The organism is Modestobacter sp. VKM Ac-2984 (genome assembly GCF_026967985.1).
Classification (GTDB): Bacteria; Actinomycetota; Actinomycetes; order Mycobacteriales; family Geodermatophilaceae; genus Modestobacter.
Genome location: NZ_JAPVBJ010000003.1, coordinates 247,101 through 264,256, shown reverse-complemented (window position 1 = coordinate 264,256; position 17,156 = coordinate 247,101). Strand labels below are relative to the sequence as shown.

Sequence of the window (17,156 nt, the reverse complement as noted above, 5' to 3'; positions counted from 1 at the left end):
GTGCACGTCACGGTCCGGCGCCACCGCCGGGGACGTTCCCCCGGGTCAGCCCGGCGGGGGACGACCGAAGATCGCCAGCAGCTCGTCCACCTCGTGCGTCTCCGTCGCGGGGTGCCGGAACGGCCGGTGCGGCTGCACGGCGTAGTGGGTGCGCCGCCCGACCCGCGTCCGCAGGACGTACCCGTCGTCCTCCAGGTCGCGGAGGATCGCCAGAGCAGCACGGGGCGAGATGCCCACCTGCGCGGCGATCTCCGCGACCCGCAGGTCAGGGGCGCCGGCGACGGCCAGCAGGACGTGCCCGTGGTTGGTCAGGAACGTCCACCGTCGCTCACCGGTCATCGCTCGTCGCGCCCCTCCCCCGTCGTCCCGACCCGCTGCCGCTGCCGCCGCCAGGTCGGCTCCAGCGCCGCGGTCTCCTCGGCCGAGGCGACCCGGAAGGGAGCTGCGGCACCCGCGGCCACCGGCGCCCGGCCCTGTCCGCGCGTCGCCCGCAGGCTGGCCACGACCGAGACCCCGATGATCGTGGCGACGACGGCCAGCGAGATCGTCGTCGGCACGTAGAACAGGTCGACCTTCAGCATCATCTTGACCCCGACCCAGACCAGCACCAGCGCCAGCCCGGCCTTCAGGTACACGAACCGGTGCATCAGGTCGGCGAGCAGGAAGTACATCGCACGCAGGCCGAGGACGGCGAAGGCGTTGGCGGTGAACACCAGGAACGGCTCGTCGGTGACCGCGAAGATCGCCGGGATCGAGTCGACCGCGAAGACCACGTCGGTGACCTCGATGACCACCAGCACGGCGAGCAGGGGCGTGGCGACGAGCCGGCCGGCGACCCGCACCACCAGGCGCTGACCGTGGTAGGCGTCGGTCATCGGCACGAACCGGCGGAAGGCGCGCAGCGCCCGCGACCGCTCCGGGTCCAGGTGCTCGTCGCGCTGCCGGGCCATCCGCACCCCGGTGACCAGCAGGAACGCCGCGAACAGGTACAGGACCCAACTGAAGCTGGCGATGAGCACCGACCCGGCGGCGATGAAGACCCCGCGGAAGACCAGGGCACCGAGGACGCCGAGGAACAGCACCCGGTGCTGGTACTCCCGCGGCACGGCGAAGTACGTCAGCACGATCGCCCAGACGAACACGTTGTCCACGGCGAGGGACTTCTCGATCAGGTAGCCGGCGAAGTACTGCTGGCCGTACTCGCTGCCGGCCTGCCACCAGACGACGGCGCCGAACGCGACGCCGAGCGCGACCCAGACGGCCGACCAGCCGGCGGCCTCCCGCACGCCGATCACGTGCGCGTTCCGGTGGGCGAACAGGTCGACGGCGAGCATGACGAGGATGACCGCCAGCACGGCGAGCCAGATCCAGAGGGGGACGTCCACAGGGCACCTTCCGGTCAGGTTGCGACCGGAGGTCTCCCCCGCTCCCGGACACCCGCCCAGGAGCTCCATCCCGCCGGGCCACGAGGGCCGTGCTGACGACGAGGTGGCGTTGGGGTACTCCCCTCCACGACGAGGACAAGTGAAGCAGACTTCACCTGTCTGCGCCAGAGCGGAGTCCCGGCAACGGGGCGAGCACGTCCCGGTCGGGCCCGAGGACCCTGCCAGGACGCCGCCGACGGCTCTACCGTCGGGGACGAAACGCCGAAGGACACCGCTGGGGAACTGGAGGAGCCGTGCAGGTCAGGGACGTGATGACACACGAGGTGGTGACCGTGGGGCCGGACACCTCGGCGAAGTACGCGGCCGAGGTCATGGCCGAACGGGGCTTCGCCGCCGTGCCGGTGATCGACGACGGCGGCACGGTGATCGGGATCGTCGCCGAGGCCGACGTCCTCCGGGACCGGCTGCCGCCCGATCCCCGGCTCCACCTCCGCCGGTCGCCCGTGCCCGACGCGCCACCGGCCCTGCTCGTGCGCGGGGTGATGACGACGTCGGTCCGCACGGTGCCGGTGACCGCGGACGTGTCCGACGTGGCGCGGTTGTTCGTCGACGCCCGGCTGCGCAGCGTGCCGGTGCTGGACGGGGAACGGCTGGCGGGCATCGTCAGCCGCCGGGACCTGCTGCGCCCGCTGGCCCGCCCGGACGAGGAAGTCCGGGCCGACCTGCTCCGGCTGGTGGAGAGCTACACGCAGGAGACCGGCAGCTGGGCGGTGGAGGTCGCCGAGGGCGTCGCGACCGTCCGACGGTCCCGCGGCACCCCGGACACCGACGACGAGCGGGCCACCGTCGAGACCCTCGCCCGGACCGTCCCCGGCGTGGTGGCAGCGCGCATGCCCACCGATGTCCTCGGCTCCGACACCGACCCAGGCAGCGCCACACCGCAGTGATCTCGGGGGCCCCCGATGCGACGCCGTCCCCGCAGATCCCGAGCAACGCGACTCCACGCGCTGACACCGATGCACTGATCAGTGGCGTCGCGGATCCGCCACCCTGCACCACCCACTGGTCCTGACGCCGCGAGGCGGCTGGGTCACTCGGCGGGGACGTTGGGCGGGATCCGCTTCGGCCCGGCCTCGGCCGGCCGCGGCCGGTCCTGTGGGTGCAGCCGGACGGCGATGAGAGCCACGTCGTCGTCCGGTGTGCCCGGGAGCATGCGGGCGAGGACCGTGTCGCACAGCTCGTCGAGGTCTGAGCCGGCGAGTTCGACCAGGACTGCCTGCAGCTGTGCGGTGCCGGTGTCGAGGTCCTGGTCTCGACGCTCGACCAGCCCGTCGGTGTACAGCAGGAGGACGCTGTCCCGCCCGACCTCGACCTGCGACTCCCGTCGCGCGGTGGACGGGTCGACGCCCAGCATCAGGTCAGCGCGGTCGTGGGCCAGGGTCTCCACGCGCCCGTCTGGATGGATCACCATCGGTGGCGGATGCCCGGCGTTGGACCAGCGAACCCGGGTCGTGCCGGCTGCCCGTTCCTGGTCCGTCTGCTCCAGCCTGGCGACCGCAGCGGTGGCCAGGATGTGTGACTGCAGGGTCTCCATCACCTGGTCGGCCTGGCTCAGCACCGTGGCAGGTCCGTCGTGGTCATGGGCGCCCAGGGTGCGCACGATGGTGCGCAGCTGCCCCATCGCCGCCGCCGCTTCGGTGTCATGGCCGGCGACGTCCCCGATGGCGAGCACCACCGCCCCGTCGGGTTGGAGGAACGCGTCATAGAAGTCCCCACCGACCTGCGCGGCCTGGGAAGCCGGCACGTAACGCACCACGATCTGCCCGTGGTCGGGCTGCGGGGGTGCGGTGAGCAGGGACCGCTGCAGTCCCTCGGCCACGTCACGCTGCTGCCGGTACAGCCGGGCGTTGTCCAGCACCAGACCGGCGCGGTCGGCGATGTTCCGCGCGGTGACCAGGTCCTCGGGGGCGAACGCGCCACGGGCGGTGCCGTTGGCCAGGGTGAGCAGCCCCACCGGGCCGTCGCGCCCGGGCAATGGCAGGACGGCGACGGCCTCGGGGGCCAGGTCGGCGAGCAGGTCACGCGCCGGGCCGGCAGTGAGCATCGGCAGCACCTGCGCGGTCGCGCCAGAGTCGACGAGCTGCATCTGCCCGCTGGTCAGCGCGCGGACGAGGACGGAGTCGTCATCCAGCGAGCTCAGCCACGCCTCGGCGTAGGCGGAGGTGGTGTCCCGACGATCGGGGTCGGTGTGCCAGCACGCCGCCGTGCGCATCCCGCGACGGGAGCCGGCGGCCCGGTCGTCCTCGCTGCTGGTCACGATGCACCAGTCGGCGACCGCTGGGACGACCAGCTGCGCCAGCCGCTGCGCGGCCTCATCGCCGTCCAGGGTCGCCGACAGGTTCTCGGTGATGCGGGACAGCAGCTGCTCCCGGGCAGCCACCTGCTCGGCCTGCTGCTGGGCCACCACGCGGGAGGTGATGTCGACGAAGTGCAGCACCAGACCCGACGGGCTGGGCACCGCTCTCACCTCCACCCAGATGTTCAGAGGTCTGGGGTAGTGGGCATCGAAGACGACCGGCTGTCCGGTGGTCGCGGCGGTCCGGTAGTTCCGATCGAAGACGCTCCCCACCCCGGCAGGGAACACCTCCCACATGTTCTGACCGAGCATCTGCCACCGCGGGAGGCCGAGGATGCGCTCGGCCTCACGGTTGACGTGGGTCATCACCCAGTCGGTGTCCAGTGCTATGAACCCGACAGCCATCTCGTCCACGATCTGCGCCGCCCGCTCCTGCGGCTCGCGGGTCGAGGTGCTGTCGTGCACCACGCCGACCAGCCGCCGACCCGACTCCCCGTCGTCACCGACCACCTCGCCGCGGGCGGCGATCCACCGGTGCGAGTCCTCGGCCAGGGCGATGCGGTACTCCGCTTCGTAGGTGCCGCCGGCCTCGATGACGTGCCGCACCCGGGCGACGACGTCATCGACGTCGTCGGGGTGGACGTGGGCGTAGACGTCATCCGGGCGACCGGAGAAGGAGGCCCGGTCCATCCCCGACAGCTCCAGCAGGCGGTCGTCGACGGTCAGTGCACCGTCACCCAGGTCCAAGGCGAAGGTGCCCACCTGACCGGCGTCCAGAGCCAGCGTCCACACCGACCGGTCGGCGTCCTGCTCCGCCCGGAGCTCCCGCGCCTCGGCCGCGGCCACCGCGGTGCGGTGCTGGGCTTGGCGCAGCTGCAGCTCCGAGCTGCACGCCCCGGCCAGGTCGGTGAGCACTGCCAGGTCCTCGTCCGTCCACGTACGCGGCTCGCTGTCGATGGCGCACAACGACCCCACGACCACACCGTCGGCGTCGGTCAGCGGGATCCCGGCGTAGGCGATGACGTGGAGGTCGGGGATCGCCAGGTTGTCCGCGACCAGCGGGTCGATGCGAGCGTCGGCGATCACCAGCGGCTCGCCCGATCGGACCACGTGCTGGCAGAACGAGTGGCTCAGCGGAGTGCATCGCGTCGACTGCCAGGGTTCGGGCAGCCCGATCGCTCCGGGGAACACCTGCTCGTGCGCCGACACCATCGTGACCAGCGAGACCGGCACGCCCAGCTGCCGGCGGACCAGTCGGGCGAACCGCTCGAACGCCGGATCAGATTCCGCGGGTAGGGAGGAGATCAGAGGCAGCGAGCCGGTCACGCGTCCCCTTCGCGGGCGGACACCCATCAGCCGACGTCCCGTCCAGTGGCCTTTGATGTTACCGGCACGATCAAGCCGCTGGACCGTCGGTCAGCAGGCCCGAAGACCAGACCGCGTTTCCAGGAGGGCCCACCGTCATCCCAGGACGCCGCATCGGAGGCACGTCAGCAGGGGGGGCTGGCCGAGAGCTCCGTGGTCCTGGGTGGCGGCCGTTACGCGTTCCGGCCTCATGGACGGCGGTGCTGAGCCCGCCGTCCATGACCTCAGACGGCGGTGTCCACGTTCACGTAGGCCCACACGTGCTTGCGGTCTGCCGTGACCGACCAGCCGTAGTCACCGCACAGCCGAGAGATGAGGCTCAGGCCGAGGCCACCGAAGGCCGGATCCCGGTCCACCGCCGGGATCGGCGCATGGTCAGGCGCGGCGTCGGTGACGTCGATCAGCCAGCCGTTGCCTGCGGCAGTGACCGCTGCCTGAACCGGCGGCTGCCCGTGTCTGAAGCCATTGGACGCGAGTTCCTCGTAGGCCAGCAGCAGACACTCGATGTCCTCGGCGATGTCACCCGGTGGCACGCCCGCGCCCAGGACATTGGCTCGAAGGTCCAATCGCGAGCGGGTCAAGTCGGCGGCCTGGTGCAGGTCCCACGCCCACGGCGGTAGTTGATCTCGTAATGGATCCGGGAGTGCTCGTTCCGACCAGAGTGGTGCATCCATGTGTTCGCGCGCTCCAGATCCCACGACGTGGTGGGAGTTCATCCGACGAGAGAGCCAGTCCAAGCTTCCCGAGCCGTAGGCTTGACTCATCGGCTGCTCGCCGTCGGTAGCTTCGACGTTACGCGTGTCTGCCTTGGGCGGCGTGCCGCATCGGATCGACCACCGGTCACTCGTCCATCAGGTGCCACCCCCAGTGGCGGTAGACCTGCCGCGCGAGCAACACCACCACGGCGGCGAGCCCGGCCAGCCGGCCCCCGGGCTGATCGCCCCGACGCAGCCACGGGTCGAAGGTCCTGGGCAGCCGGGACCCGGGACCCCGGCGCGCACCGCCCCGGTGCGCCGACGCTCGCAGGAGCACGCCCGTCCGGTCCGCTGCCGAGAGGAACGACGATGAGCACTCACCCGCCGCGGGTCCTAGTGACCGTCGCGAGCCGGCACGGCTCCACCGCCGAGATCGCCGCCGCGGTCGTCCGGCACCTGCAGGAGTCACCGGCCGGTCGTCGCTGCGGACTCCGCGCGGTCGCCGTCCCGGTGGAGCGCCGCCCCGACCCCTCGTCCTACGACGCCGTCGTGCTGGGCAGTGCGGTCTACGCCGGCCGGTGGCTGGAGCCCGCCCGGCACTACGCCGCCGAACACGCCACCGCACTGCGGGGCCGGCCGGTCTGGCTGCTGAGCAGCGGTCCGATCGGGGCACCGCCCTTCCCACCGGACGAGCCGCACGACGCCGAGCCGATCGGCGCGTCCGTGGGTGCCCGTGGACACCGGGTGCTGCCCGGGCGACTGGACCGGGCCCTGCTCGGGATCGGCGAGCTGGCCATGGTGACCGCGCTGCGCGCCCCGGTCGGCGACTTCCGCGACTGGGCGGCCACGCAGGCGTGGGCGGAGGAGATCGCCGAGGCGCTCGCCGGCGCGGTGAGCTCCTCGGCGCCGCCCTCCCCGCCGTCCTGAGGCCAGCTCCGTCAGGACCGGTGGACCGGGCGCGCGGCCTGGCCGGTGGTCCGGTCGACGGGCTGGTGGCCCGCGGCGGCGGGCGGGAACACCACCGGGACGTCGGCCTCGTGCGCCAGCCGCTCGGCGACGCTGCCCAGCAGCCGGCGGGAGAAGCCGCGTCCGCGGCGCCCGAGCACGAGGACGTCGGCGGCTTCGGCCCGGGCGATCTCCTGCAGCACCCGGGCGGGCTGTCCGCAGCCGATCTCCAGCACGGCACCCTCGGGCAGCCAGCCCGCCCGGTCGGTGAGCAGGCCGTGTGCGGCCCGCCGCCGGGGGTCGTCCGGGAACTCGGCCACATCGGGGTCGAGCACGCTCACCAGGACGAAGGCCGCCCCACCGCCGGCGAACAGCCGCCCCGCCTCCCGTACCGCCTGGTCCGACTCGGTGGAGCCGTCCACGCCCACGACGACGGTCAGCCGGTCCGGGTCCTCGTTCCGGGGGCTCCCCTCCCCGCGCTCCAGCACCGCGACGTCCCGCCGGGCACGCTCCGCGGCGATCGGGATGAACAGCGGGCCCAGGACGGCGCCCATCAGGTACCACCCCCAGTCGCGGTAGCCCTGCCGGGCGAGCAGCACCACCACGGCGGCGAGCCCGGCCAGGACCCAGAGGGCGATGACGACGGCGACGTAGGCGACGGTCTCCACGGGCGCTCCGTTCCAGTGCGACGAGTCGGGCCGGACGGCGGCGGGTGCGCCGCCGCCCGCACCCTCCAGGCTCCGCGCCCCGGGGACCGGGGACAGGGGGCGCTCGTCCTGCCTGCCTGGGACGTTGGCCCCTGCCGGTCGGCACTGGACACCGAGATCGTCGACGCCGACACTCCCGTCATCGAAACGGAGATCACCATGAAGGCCGCCGTCGTCACCGAGCTCGGTGCCCCCCTCCAGGTCCGGGACGTGCCCGTCCCCCGGCCGGGGCCAGGTCAGGTGCTGGTCCGGATGGAGGCCAGCGGCCTGTGCCACACCGACATCCACGCTGCGCGCGGCGACTGGCCGGTCAAGCCCACTCCCCCGTTCACCCCCGGGCACGAGGGCATCGGCGTCGTGGAGGAGCTGGGCGAGGGCGTGACCTCCCGGGCGATCGGTGACCGCGTCGCGATCGCCTGGCTGGGGTCGGCCTGCGGGGAGTGCCGGCACTGCATCGGCGGCTGGGAGACCCTGTGCGAGTCCCAGCAGAACTCCGGCTACTCCGTCGACGGGGCCCTGGCCGAGTACGCCGTCGTCGCCGCCGACTTCGCCACGCCGGTCCCCGACGGTGTCTCCAGCACCGACGCCGCCCCCCTCACCTGCGCCGGCGTCACCACCTAAAAGGCGATCAAGGTCGCCCGGGTCGCGCCGGCCGAGACCGTCGCCGTCTTCGGCATCGGCGGGCTGGGCCACCTGGCCCTGCAGTACGCCCGGATCGCCGGCGGCTTCGTCATCGCCGTCGACGTCCAGGACGACAAGCTGCAGATGGCCCGCGAGCTCGGCGCCGACGAGGTGGTCAACGCGGCCACCACCGACCCCGTCGCCGCGATCCAGGCCCTCGGTGGCGCCGACGTCGCCGTCGCGCTCGCCGCCGCACCGGCCTCCTTCGACCAGGCCTACCTGTCGCTGCGGCGCGGCGGTCGGCTGGTCTGCGTCGCGCTGCCGGCCGACGGGACCATGCAGCTGCCGATCTTCGACACCGTGCTCGCCGGCAAGTCCGTGATCGGCTCGATCGTCGGCACCCGCAACGACCTCGCCGACGTCTTCGCCCTGCACGCCGCCGGCCGCACGACGGTCGTCACCACCGAACGCAAGCTCGAGGAGGTCAACGAGGCGATGGCCGACGTTCTCTCCGGGCACGTCCCCGCCCGCATCGTCTTCCAGTTCTGAGCCGCGGCGCTCCCACCGGACGGCGTCGGGCGCCGGTCAGTCGCCGAGCAGTCGGCGCACGGACGCCTGGACCGACCACCGGGCCACCCGCAGCGGGACGACCGCCGCCGCAGCGGCCAGGTGGACACCCCACCGCAGCAGGTCGCCGTACTCGGCCGTGGGCGCGTGCCCGGTCGGTGCAGGGGTCGGTGCAGGGGCCGGTGCCGGCGCGGCAACGGGAGGCGGCGCAGGCGCCGGGGCCACCGGCTGTTCGGGGACGAGCAGGTCGAACGCAGTCCGCCGCCGCGGGTCCCGCAGGGAGTCGAACGACGGGATCGCCGGCGCGTCCGGCGACTCCTCCTCGACCGGCTCGGGCGGGGGCGGGAGCTGGTCCGGCACGGCGCGGGCGGAGCCGGTGGACGGTTCGGGCACGACGGCGCGGATCGCGGCGATCGACCCCGGGCCCAGCCCGGCGATCCCGGACAGCTCCGCGCGGGTGAGCGCCGCCAGGTCGGCGACGCTGTCGACCCCCGCCCGGTCCAGCGCGGCCACCACCCGGGCAGGCAGGCCCAGCTCGCGGACGGTGCTCCCGGGCACGTCTCGCGACGACCTGTTCGACATGGGCCCAACGTATCGCCCGCGCGTCCTGCGGGCGGCAGCACGGCAGGGCGGGACCCCGCCAGAGCGAGGCCGGGTCTCCGGATCGCCGTCCGGGCCGCGTCCTGTCACCCTGTCCCGGTGCCCCGGGTCGAACGAGAGACCGTCCAGCGGACCGCGAGCGTGCGGGCCTACGCCGGCCACTCCGTGCACGCCGCGCCAGGGGTCCACGAGTACGCGGTGACCCTGGTGCAGGCCGCGCTCCCGGCCGGCGGGCGGGTGCTGGAGGTCGGGGCCGGGTGCGGTGCGCTGGCGATGCGGCTGAGGGACGCCGGCTTCGACGTGGTGCCGACCGACCTCGAGCCGCCGCACGACTGGATCAGGCGGCTGGACCTGGACCACCCCGAGCTGACCGAGGAGACCCAGGGCCCCTTCGACCTCGTCGTCTGCGTCGAGACGCTGGAGCACGTGGAGAACCCGCGGCAGGTGCTGCGGTCGATCCGGTCGATGCTGCGCGCAGGGGACCGTCTGCTGGTCAGCACCCCGAACGTCACCCACCCGCACTCGCTGCTGAAGACGGTGCTGCGCGGCGCCCCGGTGTTCTTCGGGCCGGGGCACTACTACCAGCCCGGGCACATCACGCTGCTCCCCGACTGGATGCTGGTCGAGCACGTCCGGCAGGCCGGGTTCGACCAGCTGGAGGTCCGGACCGCCGGCTCGATGGAGTACTCCGGGCTCCGCCGCCTGGTCCACCGGGTGGAGCTCGCACTGCTCCGGCTCGTCGGGCTGCGGGCACACCCCGCGGACGGCGAGGGCGTCTGCGTGTTCGTCACCGCCGTCGCCGTCTGACCACCCGGGTTGCTCAGCCGGGGGCCGGGAAGGACCGGTCACCGAAGAGGACGTGCCGCGCCACGGCCCGGCCCAGCGGGGTGTGCAGCGCGGTGAACGCCGCGGCCGCCATGGCCGGGGTGCGGACTTGGGCCAGCCCCCGGCGCAGCAGCAGCCGCCCGCGGAAGCTGCGGCGCAGCGCCGCGCCGTCGTACCGGTCCAGCGCTCCGGGCCGCCCGGTCCGCAGCGCCTCGTCCAGCACGTCGGCGGCGTGCTCGGACAGCCGCAGGCAGGGGTCGAGCCCGCCGGCGGTGAGCGGGGAGACAGCGCCCGCGGCGTCGCCCACGAGCAGCCCGTCGGGGCAGCCGATCCGGCGCAGCAGGCCCCCGACCGGGATGGGGCCCCCGCGCAGCTCGACGTCGTCGGGCCGGACCACGCCGGACAGCCCGGGTGCCCGCGCGCCGAACCGCTGCACGGCCCGGCGCAGGCCGTCGGGGAAGCGGTCGGGGTACCCGGCCACGCCCACGTGGGCGTGCTGCCCGTCGTTGACCACCCAGGCCAGGTAGCCGGGCGCCAGGGAGGGGTCGAGCACGCAGTGGAAGGCCGGTGGCTCAGCGCTGCCGGGCACGGCGAAGACCTCCTCCCCCCCGACCAGCAGGTGCCGGTTGCGGTCCAGCCCCAGGTCCCGGGCGACCGCCGAGCGGGCGCCGTCGGCGCCGACGACGAACCGGGCGCGCACCCGCACCGGGCCGTCCGGGCCGGTCAGCAGCGCGTGGCCCGCCGCCCGACCGCGGTACCGGGTGGCCAGGGCCAGCCGCACGCCGGCGTCGGTCGCGGCGCGGGCGGCGGCCAGGTACAGCCCGGCCATGTCCCCCACCCGGTACTCGTCCCGGGCGCTGTTCAGCGTCACCGGCCGGCGCAGCGACGGCGGGTAGAGCACCACCCGCCGGATCGGCGGCCCGAGCCGGTCCGGCGGCAGCGGGAAGTCGTCGAGGGTCTTGCGCACGAAGATGCCGGTCGTGCGGATGGCGCCGCTGAGGCTCGGTCGCCGCTCGGCGAGCAGCACGTCGTGACCGCGCCGGGCGAGCTGGGTGGCGGTGTGCAGACCGGCCAGGCCCGCGCCGACGACCAGCACGTCGGCCGTCTCCGTGGGCGCGAGCCCCCCGGCGCCCTGTCCGGGGGAGCTTCGCGGTGTCACCTGAAACGGCCGGACCGGGCGGTGTCGGGTCGGCATTGATCGAGTCTCGATTGGTGCCTATCGATTGTCAATCGACACGCCAGGGCGGTCCTGGTCAGCTGACCGGCGTTGTGCGCTGAGCGGGGTCTCGCCGGACCGAAGACCCCGCTCAGCGCACAAGGACGACCCGCAGCTGCCGGCGCTGGCGGCGGGCAGCGCAATGGTGCCGGCCCACGCCGAGATCTTCCGCATGTCCCATCGCCGTCGGCAGCGGCTGACCCCGGGTACGGCGCGGGCGAGGCAGGCCTCCGGCGGCCGGTAGCGTCCCGGGGATGCCGGCGGCCACGCTCCAGCGGGACCCGGCGCGGCGGAAGCTCGACGCGCTCACCTTCGGGCTGTTCACCGTCGCCCTGGGCACGAACATCCCCACGCCGCTGCTGCTGGTCTACCGGCGCACGCTGGACCTCTCCGACGCCGACGTCACCGCCGTCTTCGGCTGCTACGCCATCGGCCTCATCGCCGCGGTGACCCTGTCCGGGCCCGCCTCGGACCGGTTCGGCCGGCGGGCCCTGGTGCTGCCGTTCGCTGTGCTCGCCGGCCTGGTCTCGCTGCTGTTCCTGCCCGCCGTCGACCACCTGCCGCTGCTCTACGCCGGGCGGCTGCTGCAGGGCGTCGTCTCCGGGGTGGTGTTCTCGGTGGCCAACGCCTGGCTGCAGGAGCTCGCCGGCCCGGAGGGCCAGCAGTCGGCGGCCACCCGGGGCGCGGTGTCGACGTCGCTGGGCTTCGCGGTCGCGCCGGCGATGAGCGGGCTGCTCGCCCAGTACGGCCCGGCTCCGACGACGCTGCCGTACCTGGTGCACGTCGCCGTCCTGGTCGTCGGGCTGGGCGCGCTCGTCACCGTGCCGGAGACCGTGCAGGCCCGGCAGGGCGGCCCGCTGCTGACGCTGGGGCTGCCCCCGGAGGCCCGCCGCCCCTTCTGGGCGGTGCTGGCGCCCACCGCCGTCGGGGTGTTCGCCTTCCCCACGATCGCGGCGACCCTGCTGCCGCTGCTCGTGGTCCCCGACGGGGTCGGCGTCGCCTACGCCGGGCTGGTCGCCGGGCTCGCGCTGGGCGCCAGCGCGGTCGCCGCCCGGCTGGGCCGGCGGGCGGAACGGGGCGCCGCGCCGCTGGGCATGGTGCTCGCCGCGGTCGGGCACGTGCTCGGCGTCGTGGCGATCGTCGGGGAGTCCGAGGCGCTGCTGCTGCCCGCGGCGGCGCTGCTCGGCGGGGCGGGCGGGCTCTGCCTCACCGCCGGGCTGACCCTCACCGCCCGGCTGGCGCCTCCGCAGGCCCGCGGTGCGATGAACAGCGCCTTCTACGCCTTCGCCTACGCCGGGTTCGGCACCCCGCTGCTGCTGGCCTGGCTGGGCTCCACGTTCGGCACGGTGCCGGCCATGACCGGGTTCCTGGCCGTCCCGGTCGCCCTGGCCGGCTGGCTGTGGCTGGAGCTGCGGCGGCGGGCCCGCGACTGAGCGGCGCGGCCCTTGCCCCGCCGGCCTGTGGCCCACGACACTCCCGGGATGGCCAACGCACCCCTCGTGATCGGCACCGGCCCCCGGAAGGTCCTGGCCCTGCACGGCTGGTTCGGCTCCGCGGCCGGCTGGGGCCACCTCCCCGACCTGGTCGACGGCGACCGGTACAGCTGGCTGTTCCTCGACTACCGCGGCTACGGCGCCCGGCGCGGGGACACCGGAGAGCACACCCTCGCCGAGATCTCCGCCGACGCCCTCGCCGCCGTCGACGCCCAGGGCTGGTCCTCCTTCGCCGTGGTCGGGCACTCGATGGGCGGCAGCGCGATGCAGCGGGTGCTCGTCGACGCCGGCGGCCGGGTCGACGGGCTGCTCGGCGTGAGCCCGGTCCCCTCCACCGGCGTCCCCCTCGACGAGCAGGCCGAGCAGCTCTTCCGCGGCGCCGCGGACGACCGGGGCAACCGCTACGCGATCCTCGACCTGACCACCGGCAACCGGCTGAGCCGCACCTGGCTGGATCGCATGGTGCGGTTCTCGCTCGACCAGTCCGACCCCGCGGCCTTCGGCGCGTACCTGGACGCCTGGGCGGGCACCGACTTCTCCGCCGAGGTGCAGGGCAACCCGGTCCCGGTCCGCGTGGTGGTGGGCGAGCACGACCCGGCGCTGAGCGCCGCGGTGATGGAGCAGACCTTCCTGCAGCAGTACCCGAACGCCTCGCTGGAGGTGCTGTCCAACGCCGGCCACTACGCGATGTACGAGACGCCCGTGGCGCTGCTGACCACCGTGGAGCGCTTCCTGGACGACCTGTGACCCCACCGGTGACGCGGGCGGCGGACACCCGCGTGCTCCTCGACCCGGCCACCTACGAGACCGGCCCACCGCTGGCGGAGCTGGCCCGGCTGCGCGCGGCAGGCCCGGTCGCCTGGGTCGACGAGCCGGACGGTCCCGGCTGCTGGCTGGTCCTCCGGCACGCCGAGGTCGAGCAGGTGCTGAAGGACCCGGCCACCTTCTCCTCCTGGCTCGGGGCCACCCAGGTCCAGGACGCCGGGGACCTGCCCTGGGTCCGCCGGATGATGCTGAACATGGACCCGCCGGACCACTCCCGGCTGCGCCGCCTGCTGACCCGGTCGTTCACCCCGCGCGCGGTGGCCGCGCTCACCGCCTCGATCGAGGCCACCGCGGCCACACTGGTCGACCGGATGATCGGCGCCGACCGGGAAGGCCGGTGCGACTTCGCCAAGGACGTCGCCGCCGACCTGCCGCTGGTCACCCTGGCCGACGTGCTCGGGGTCCCGGCGGAGGACCGCTGGCTGATGTTCGACTGGTCGAACCGGGTGATCGGCTGGCAGGACCCCGACTACGCCTCCTCGGCGGCGTTCGACGCCAGCAGCGGCACGGCCATGGCCCGGCAGGCGGTGGCGCTGCGCCCGGTGCCCGACGCCGACGGGCGGCTGCCCGACCCGCGCACCCGCGCCGGGATGCCGGACCTCTACGCCTACGCGCGGCTGCTGGCCGAGGAGAAGCGCCGCGCACCCGGCCGGGACGTCATGTCGATCCTGCTGGCCCAGACCGACGGGGACGACCCGCCGGTCAGTGACGCCGAGTTCGAGAACATGTTCTGGCTGTTCGCGGTGGCCGGCAATGAGACGCTGCGCAACGGGCTGCCCGGCGGGCTCATCGCGCTGCTGTCCCACCCCGAGGAGCTGGCCCAGCTGCGGGCCGACCCGGGGCTGCTGCCCGGCGCGGTCGAGGAGATGCTGCGCTGGTGGACACCGGTGATGGTCTTCCGCCGGACGGCGACCCGCGACGTCACGATCGGCGACACCCGGGTGCAGGCCGGGGACAAGGTCGTCGTCTCGTTCACCTCGGCCAACCGGGACGAGCGGGTGTTCACCGAGCCGGACCGCTTCGACGTCCGCCGGGCACCGAACCCGCAGCTGTCCTTCGGCCACGGGCCGCACTTCTGCCTGGGCGCCCAGCTGGCCCGGGTGCAGATGCGGTCGCTGTTCGCCGAGCTGCTGCGCCGCACCAGCGTGTTGGAGCCGGCCGGGCCGCCGGCGCTGCTCCGGTCGAGCTTCCAGCGCGGGGTGAAGCGCCTGCCGATCCGCTGGGTCGCCGGCTGAACCGGGCATGCTCATGGCCGCCGGGTGTCACATCTGCGGCCCCGGCGGTGCTGTAAGGGCATGGACCTCGTTCGGTACGGACCCCCGGCTGCGCTCCAGCTGTCGGTGCCCGGGCGCACGGCGAGCCGGGTCGGGAGGAAGGGCGGGACGGTGGCGGGTGCCGGGAACGGTGCCGTGCGGTCCGACCTCGGTGAGGTGTTCCGCCGCGACTACCCGCAGGTGGTGGCCGTGGCCGCCCGGGTGCTCGGCTCGCGGGACGAGGCCGAGGACGTCGCCCAGGAGGTCTTCCTGGCGTTCGGCCGATCCACCGTGCCGGCCGCCGAGGCGCCCGGCTGGCTGAGCGTCGCCGCCGTCCACACCGCACTGAACCTGATCCGCTCCGGGCGCCGCCGCGCGTCCCGGGAGGAGACCGTGGCCGCCACGGCCGACGTCACCACCCCCGACGTCGCCGAGGCGGTGCTCACCCGCGAGGACCGCAGCCGCGTCCGGGCCGCGCTGGGCGAACTGCCCCGCACGCAGGCCGTCGCCCTCGTGCTCCGGCACAGCGGCCTCAGCTACGCCGAGGTCGCCGCGGCGCTCGACATGTCCCCCGGCAGCGTCGGCACCACCGTCCGACGCGCCGAATCCGCACTGCGCAAGGAGCTGACCCGTCATGCGTCATCCGACTGAAGGCACGCTGCGCCGCCTGCTCGACGAGCCGGCCGGCGTCCCCGACCCCGACCGCGCACACGTCGCCGACTGCCCGCAGTGCCTGGCGGCGCTGGCCGCCACCCGCCGGGACGCCGAGCTCGTCGGCACCGCGCTGGCAGCCGAGGGCAGCACCGCGCTGGCCGCCGCGGGCAGCACCGACGTCGACGCCGGCTGGCGGCGGCTGACCGCCGCGCTGCCCGCTGCCGCGCCCGCTGCCCGTCCCGAGCGGGTCCGCCCGAGCCGGTCCCGCCTGTTCCGGCGACCGGCCGCCGCCGTCCTCGCGTTCGGCGTCGTCCTGGCCGGCGCCGGGACCGCGGCCGCCAACGACTGGCTGCAGGTCTTCCGCACCGAGGAGGTCGCCCCGCTCAGCCTCACCACCAGCGACCTGGTCGCGCTGCCCGACCTGAGCGCGTACGGCGACGTCGAGCTCACCGGCGACCCGGACGTGCACGAGGTCCCCGATGCGGCCACCGCCGCCGAGGAGTCCGGCCTGGACGTGCCCGAGGTGGCCGACCTGCCCCGCGGCGTCGCCGGCGAGCCGACGATCTCGGTGGGCGGCCAGCTCAGCGCCACCTTCACCTACTCGGCCGACCGCGCCGCGCAGGCCGCCGCCGCGGCCGGGGAGACGCTGCCCCCGCCCCCGCCGGGGCTGGACGGCAGCTCGGTGCGGCTGGTCGCCGGCCCGGGCGTGGCCCAGGTCTGGTCCTCCGAGAGCGGGCTCCCCGCGCTCGTCGTGGGCCGCGCCGTCGCGCCGTCGGCGTACTCCTCCGGCGTCCCGTTCGAGACGGTGCGCGACCACCTGCTGTCGCTGCCCGGCCTGCCCGAGGACGTCGCGGCGCAGCTGCGGGGCTTCACCGCCGACGGCTCGACCCTGCCGATCCCCGTCCCCGCCGACCTGGCCACCAGCTCGACGGCGGAGGTCGACGGCGCCGAGGCCACGGTGCTGACCGGCCGGGACGGCGCGATGGCGGCCGTGGTGTGGGTGTCCGACGGCGTGGTGACCGCCGTGGCCGGCTCCCTGGACCCCGACGAGCTGCTGTCGGTCGCCCGGGACCTGGACTGAGCGTGAGCACCGTGGACAGCGGTGCCGGGGTGCAGGCCGCCGCCGACCTGGTGGCCGGCCTGCCCCCGGCACCGGCGGCCTGGTGCACCGGGCTGCGCAAGCAGTACCGCAAGCACCTGGCCGTCGAGGACGTGTCGCTGCAGGTGGGCCGGGGCGAGATCGTCGGGCTGCTCGGGCCCAACGGCGCGGGCAAGACCACCGTGATCAAGATGCTGCTCGGGCTGGTCCGCCCGGACGCCGGCGAGGCGATGCTGCTCGGGCAGCGGTCGGCCGACCCCGCCGCCCGCGCCCGGGTCGGCTACCTGCCGGAGCTCTTCCGCTACCAGCCGTGGCTGACCGCGGCCGAGGTGCTGGCGCTGCACGCCCGGCTCTCCGGTGCCGGGGCGCCCGCCGCCGAACAGCGGGAGTGCCTGGCGCTCGTCGGGCTGTCCGGCCGGGGTGACGACCGGGTGGGCGGGTTCTCCAAGGGCATGCAGCAGCGGCTGGGGCTGGCGGTCGCGCTGGTGGGCCGGCCGGAGTTCGTGGTGCTGGACGAGCCGACCAGCGCCCTGGACCCGCTGGGCCGGGC

19 protein-coding genes are annotated in these 17,156 nt (G+C 74.6%); 11 read left to right on the top strand and 8 right to left on the bottom strand.

Going from position 1 to position 17,156, the window contains the following annotated elements; all coding sequences use genetic code 11:
• Positions 1 to 45 precede the first annotated feature (45 nt).
• Positions 46 to 339: a helix-turn-helix transcriptional regulator gene (locus tag O2W16_RS08350; protein ID WP_269158351.1), complete on the bottom strand. Its 294-nt coding sequence runs from the start codon at positions 337 to 339 to the stop codon at positions 46 to 48.
• The gene (locus O2W16_RS08345) at positions 336 to 1,385 is read right to left on the bottom strand and encodes a TerC family protein (RefSeq protein WP_269158350.1); all 1,050 of its coding nucleotides are present in this window, start codon (positions 1,383 to 1,385) and stop codon (positions 336 to 338) included. The genes O2W16_RS08350 and O2W16_RS08345 overlap by 4 nt, the downstream gene beginning before the upstream one ends.
• A 311-nt stretch (positions 1,386 to 1,696) precedes the next feature.
• Here O2W16_RS08345 and O2W16_RS08340 point away from each other — a divergent pair, with 311 nt between their 5' ends.
• Positions 1,697 to 2,332, top strand: coding sequence for a CBS domain-containing protein (locus tag O2W16_RS08340; protein WP_269158349.1), 636 nt, complete (start codon positions 1,697 to 1,699; stop codon positions 2,330 to 2,332).
• A 143-nt stretch (positions 2,333 to 2,475) separates the two neighbouring features.
• On the opposite strand, the gene O2W16_RS08335 is transcribed toward O2W16_RS08340, so the two are convergent.
• The 3 genes from O2W16_RS08335 to O2W16_RS08325 form a co-directional block, all read right to left on the bottom strand.
• Positions 2,476 to 5,067, bottom strand: a complete 2,592-nt coding sequence (locus O2W16_RS08335; protein ID WP_269158348.1) for a SpoIIE family protein phosphatase — start codon at positions 5,065 to 5,067, stop codon at positions 2,476 to 2,478.
• A 263-nt stretch (positions 5,068 to 5,330) separates the two neighbouring features.
• A complete protein-coding gene (locus O2W16_RS08330; RefSeq protein WP_269158347.1) occupies positions 5,331 to 5,687 on the bottom strand; it encodes an ATP-binding protein in 357 nt (118 codons plus the stop codon).
• Between the two features lie 259 nt (positions 5,688 to 5,946).
• Positions 5,947 to 6,138, bottom strand: coding sequence for a hypothetical protein (locus O2W16_RS08325; RefSeq protein ID WP_269158346.1), 192 nt, complete (start codon positions 6,136 to 6,138; stop codon positions 5,947 to 5,949).
• Between the two features lie 32 nt (positions 6,139 to 6,170).
• Here O2W16_RS08325 and O2W16_RS08320 point away from each other — a divergent pair, with 32 nt between their 5' ends.
• Positions 6,171 to 6,728: a flavodoxin domain-containing protein gene (locus O2W16_RS08320; protein WP_269158345.1), complete on the top strand. Its 558-nt coding sequence runs from the start codon at positions 6,171 to 6,173 to the stop codon at positions 6,726 to 6,728.
• Positions 6,729 to 6,739: 11 nt separating this feature from the next.
• Here O2W16_RS08320 and O2W16_RS08315 read toward each other — a convergent pair whose 3' ends face one another.
• A complete protein-coding gene (locus O2W16_RS08315) occupies positions 6,740 to 7,414 on the bottom strand; it encodes a universal stress protein (RefSeq protein WP_269158344.1) in 675 nt (224 codons plus the stop codon).
• A gap of 198 nt (positions 7,415 to 7,612) precedes the next feature.
• Here O2W16_RS08315 and O2W16_RS08310 point away from each other — a divergent pair, with 198 nt between their 5' ends.
• Both O2W16_RS08310 and O2W16_RS08305 read left to right on the top strand, forming a co-directional pair.
• Complete coding sequence (locus O2W16_RS08310; RefSeq protein ID WP_269158343.1) at positions 7,613 to 8,074, top strand: alcohol dehydrogenase catalytic domain-containing protein; 462 nt, start codon at positions 7,613 to 7,615, stop codon at positions 8,072 to 8,074.
• Positions 8,075 to 8,080: 6 nt separating this feature from the next.
• The gene (locus O2W16_RS08305; protein WP_331253742.1) at positions 8,081 to 8,623 is read left to right on the top strand and encodes a zinc-binding dehydrogenase; all 543 of its coding nucleotides are present in this window, start codon (positions 8,081 to 8,083) and stop codon (positions 8,621 to 8,623) included.
• 36 nt (positions 8,624 to 8,659) lie between these two features.
• Here the strand turns inward: O2W16_RS08305 and O2W16_RS08300 are convergent, their stop codons facing one another.
• Entirely contained in the window at positions 8,660 to 9,199 is a 540-nt protein-coding gene (locus tag O2W16_RS08300; RefSeq protein ID WP_269158342.1) for a DNA-directed RNA polymerase subunit alpha C-terminal domain-containing protein, read from the bottom strand.
• A 141-nt stretch (positions 9,200 to 9,340) separates the two neighbouring features.
• Here O2W16_RS08300 and O2W16_RS08295 point away from each other — a divergent pair, with 141 nt between their 5' ends.
• Entirely contained in the window at positions 9,341 to 10,048 is a 708-nt protein-coding gene (locus tag O2W16_RS08295) for a class I SAM-dependent methyltransferase (RefSeq protein WP_269158341.1), read from the top strand.
• Positions 10,049 to 10,061: 13 nt separating this feature from the next.
• On the opposite strand, the gene O2W16_RS08290 is transcribed toward O2W16_RS08295, so the two are convergent.
• On the bottom strand, positions 10,062 to 11,162 hold the full coding sequence (locus tag O2W16_RS08290; protein ID WP_269158340.1) for an NAD(P)/FAD-dependent oxidoreductase: 1,101 nt from the start codon (positions 11,160 to 11,162) through the stop codon (positions 10,062 to 10,064).
• Between the two features lie 374 nt (positions 11,163 to 11,536).
• On the opposite strand from O2W16_RS08290, the gene O2W16_RS08285 reads away from it, so the two are divergent.
• The 6 genes from O2W16_RS08285 to O2W16_RS08260 all read left to right on the top strand — a co-directional run.
• A complete protein-coding gene (locus O2W16_RS08285; protein WP_269158339.1) occupies positions 11,537 to 12,715 on the top strand; it encodes an MFS transporter in 1,179 nt (392 codons plus the stop codon).
• 48 nt (positions 12,716 to 12,763) lie between these two features.
• Positions 12,764 to 13,522: an alpha/beta fold hydrolase gene (locus O2W16_RS08280; protein WP_269158338.1), complete on the top strand. Its 759-nt coding sequence runs from the start codon at positions 12,764 to 12,766 to the stop codon at positions 13,520 to 13,522.
• Positions 13,519 to 14,835, top strand: coding sequence for a cytochrome P450 (locus O2W16_RS08275; RefSeq protein WP_269158337.1), 1,317 nt, complete (start codon positions 13,519 to 13,521; stop codon positions 14,833 to 14,835). The genes O2W16_RS08280 and O2W16_RS08275 overlap by 4 nt, the downstream gene beginning before the upstream one ends.
• 60 nt (positions 14,836 to 14,895) lie before the next feature.
• A complete protein-coding gene (locus tag O2W16_RS08270) occupies positions 14,896 to 15,504 on the top strand; it encodes a sigma-70 family RNA polymerase sigma factor (protein ID WP_269158336.1) in 609 nt (202 codons plus the stop codon).
• Positions 15,488 to 16,588, top strand: a complete 1,101-nt coding sequence (locus O2W16_RS08265) for a hypothetical protein (protein ID WP_269158335.1) — start codon at positions 15,488 to 15,490, stop codon at positions 16,586 to 16,588. The genes O2W16_RS08270 and O2W16_RS08265 overlap by 17 nt, the downstream gene beginning before the upstream one ends.
• A 2-nt stretch (positions 16,589 to 16,590) precedes the next feature.
• Positions 16,591 to 17,156 (top strand): ABC transporter ATP-binding protein (locus tag O2W16_RS08260; RefSeq protein ID WP_269158334.1); only part of this gene is annotated, 566 nt, incomplete at its 3' end.

Excerpts from the sequence above, each read along its gene's own strand:
- O2W16_RS08320 (WP_269158345.1), top strand. The coding sequence starts at position 6,171 with ATGAGCACTCACCCGCCGCGGGTCCTAGTGACCGTCGCGAGCCGGCAC.
- O2W16_RS08270 (WP_269158336.1), top strand. The coding sequence starts at position 14,896 with ATGGACCTCGTTCGGTACGGACCCCCGGCTGCGCTCCAGCTGTCGGTG.
- O2W16_RS08310 (WP_269158343.1), top strand. The coding sequence starts at position 7,613 with ATGAAGGCCGCCGTCGTCACCGAGCTCGGTGCCCCCCTCCAGGTCCGG.
- O2W16_RS08285 (WP_269158339.1), top strand. The coding sequence starts at position 11,537 with ATGCCGGCGGCCACGCTCCAGCGGGACCCGGCGCGGCGGAAGCTCGAC.
- O2W16_RS08280 (WP_269158338.1), top strand. The coding sequence starts at position 12,764 with ATGGCCAACGCACCCCTCGTGATCGGCACCGGCCCCCGGAAGGTCCTG.
- O2W16_RS08340 (WP_269158349.1), top strand. The coding sequence starts at position 1,697 with ATGACACACGAGGTGGTGACCGTGGGGCCGGACACCTCGGCGAAGTAC.
- O2W16_RS08265 (WP_269158335.1), top strand. The coding sequence starts at position 15,488 with ATGCGTCATCCGACTGAAGGCACGCTGCGCCGCCTGCTCGACGAGCCG.
- O2W16_RS08350 (WP_269158351.1), bottom strand. The coding sequence starts at position 339 with ATGACCGGTGAGCGACGGTGGACGTTCCTGACCAACCACGGGCACGTC.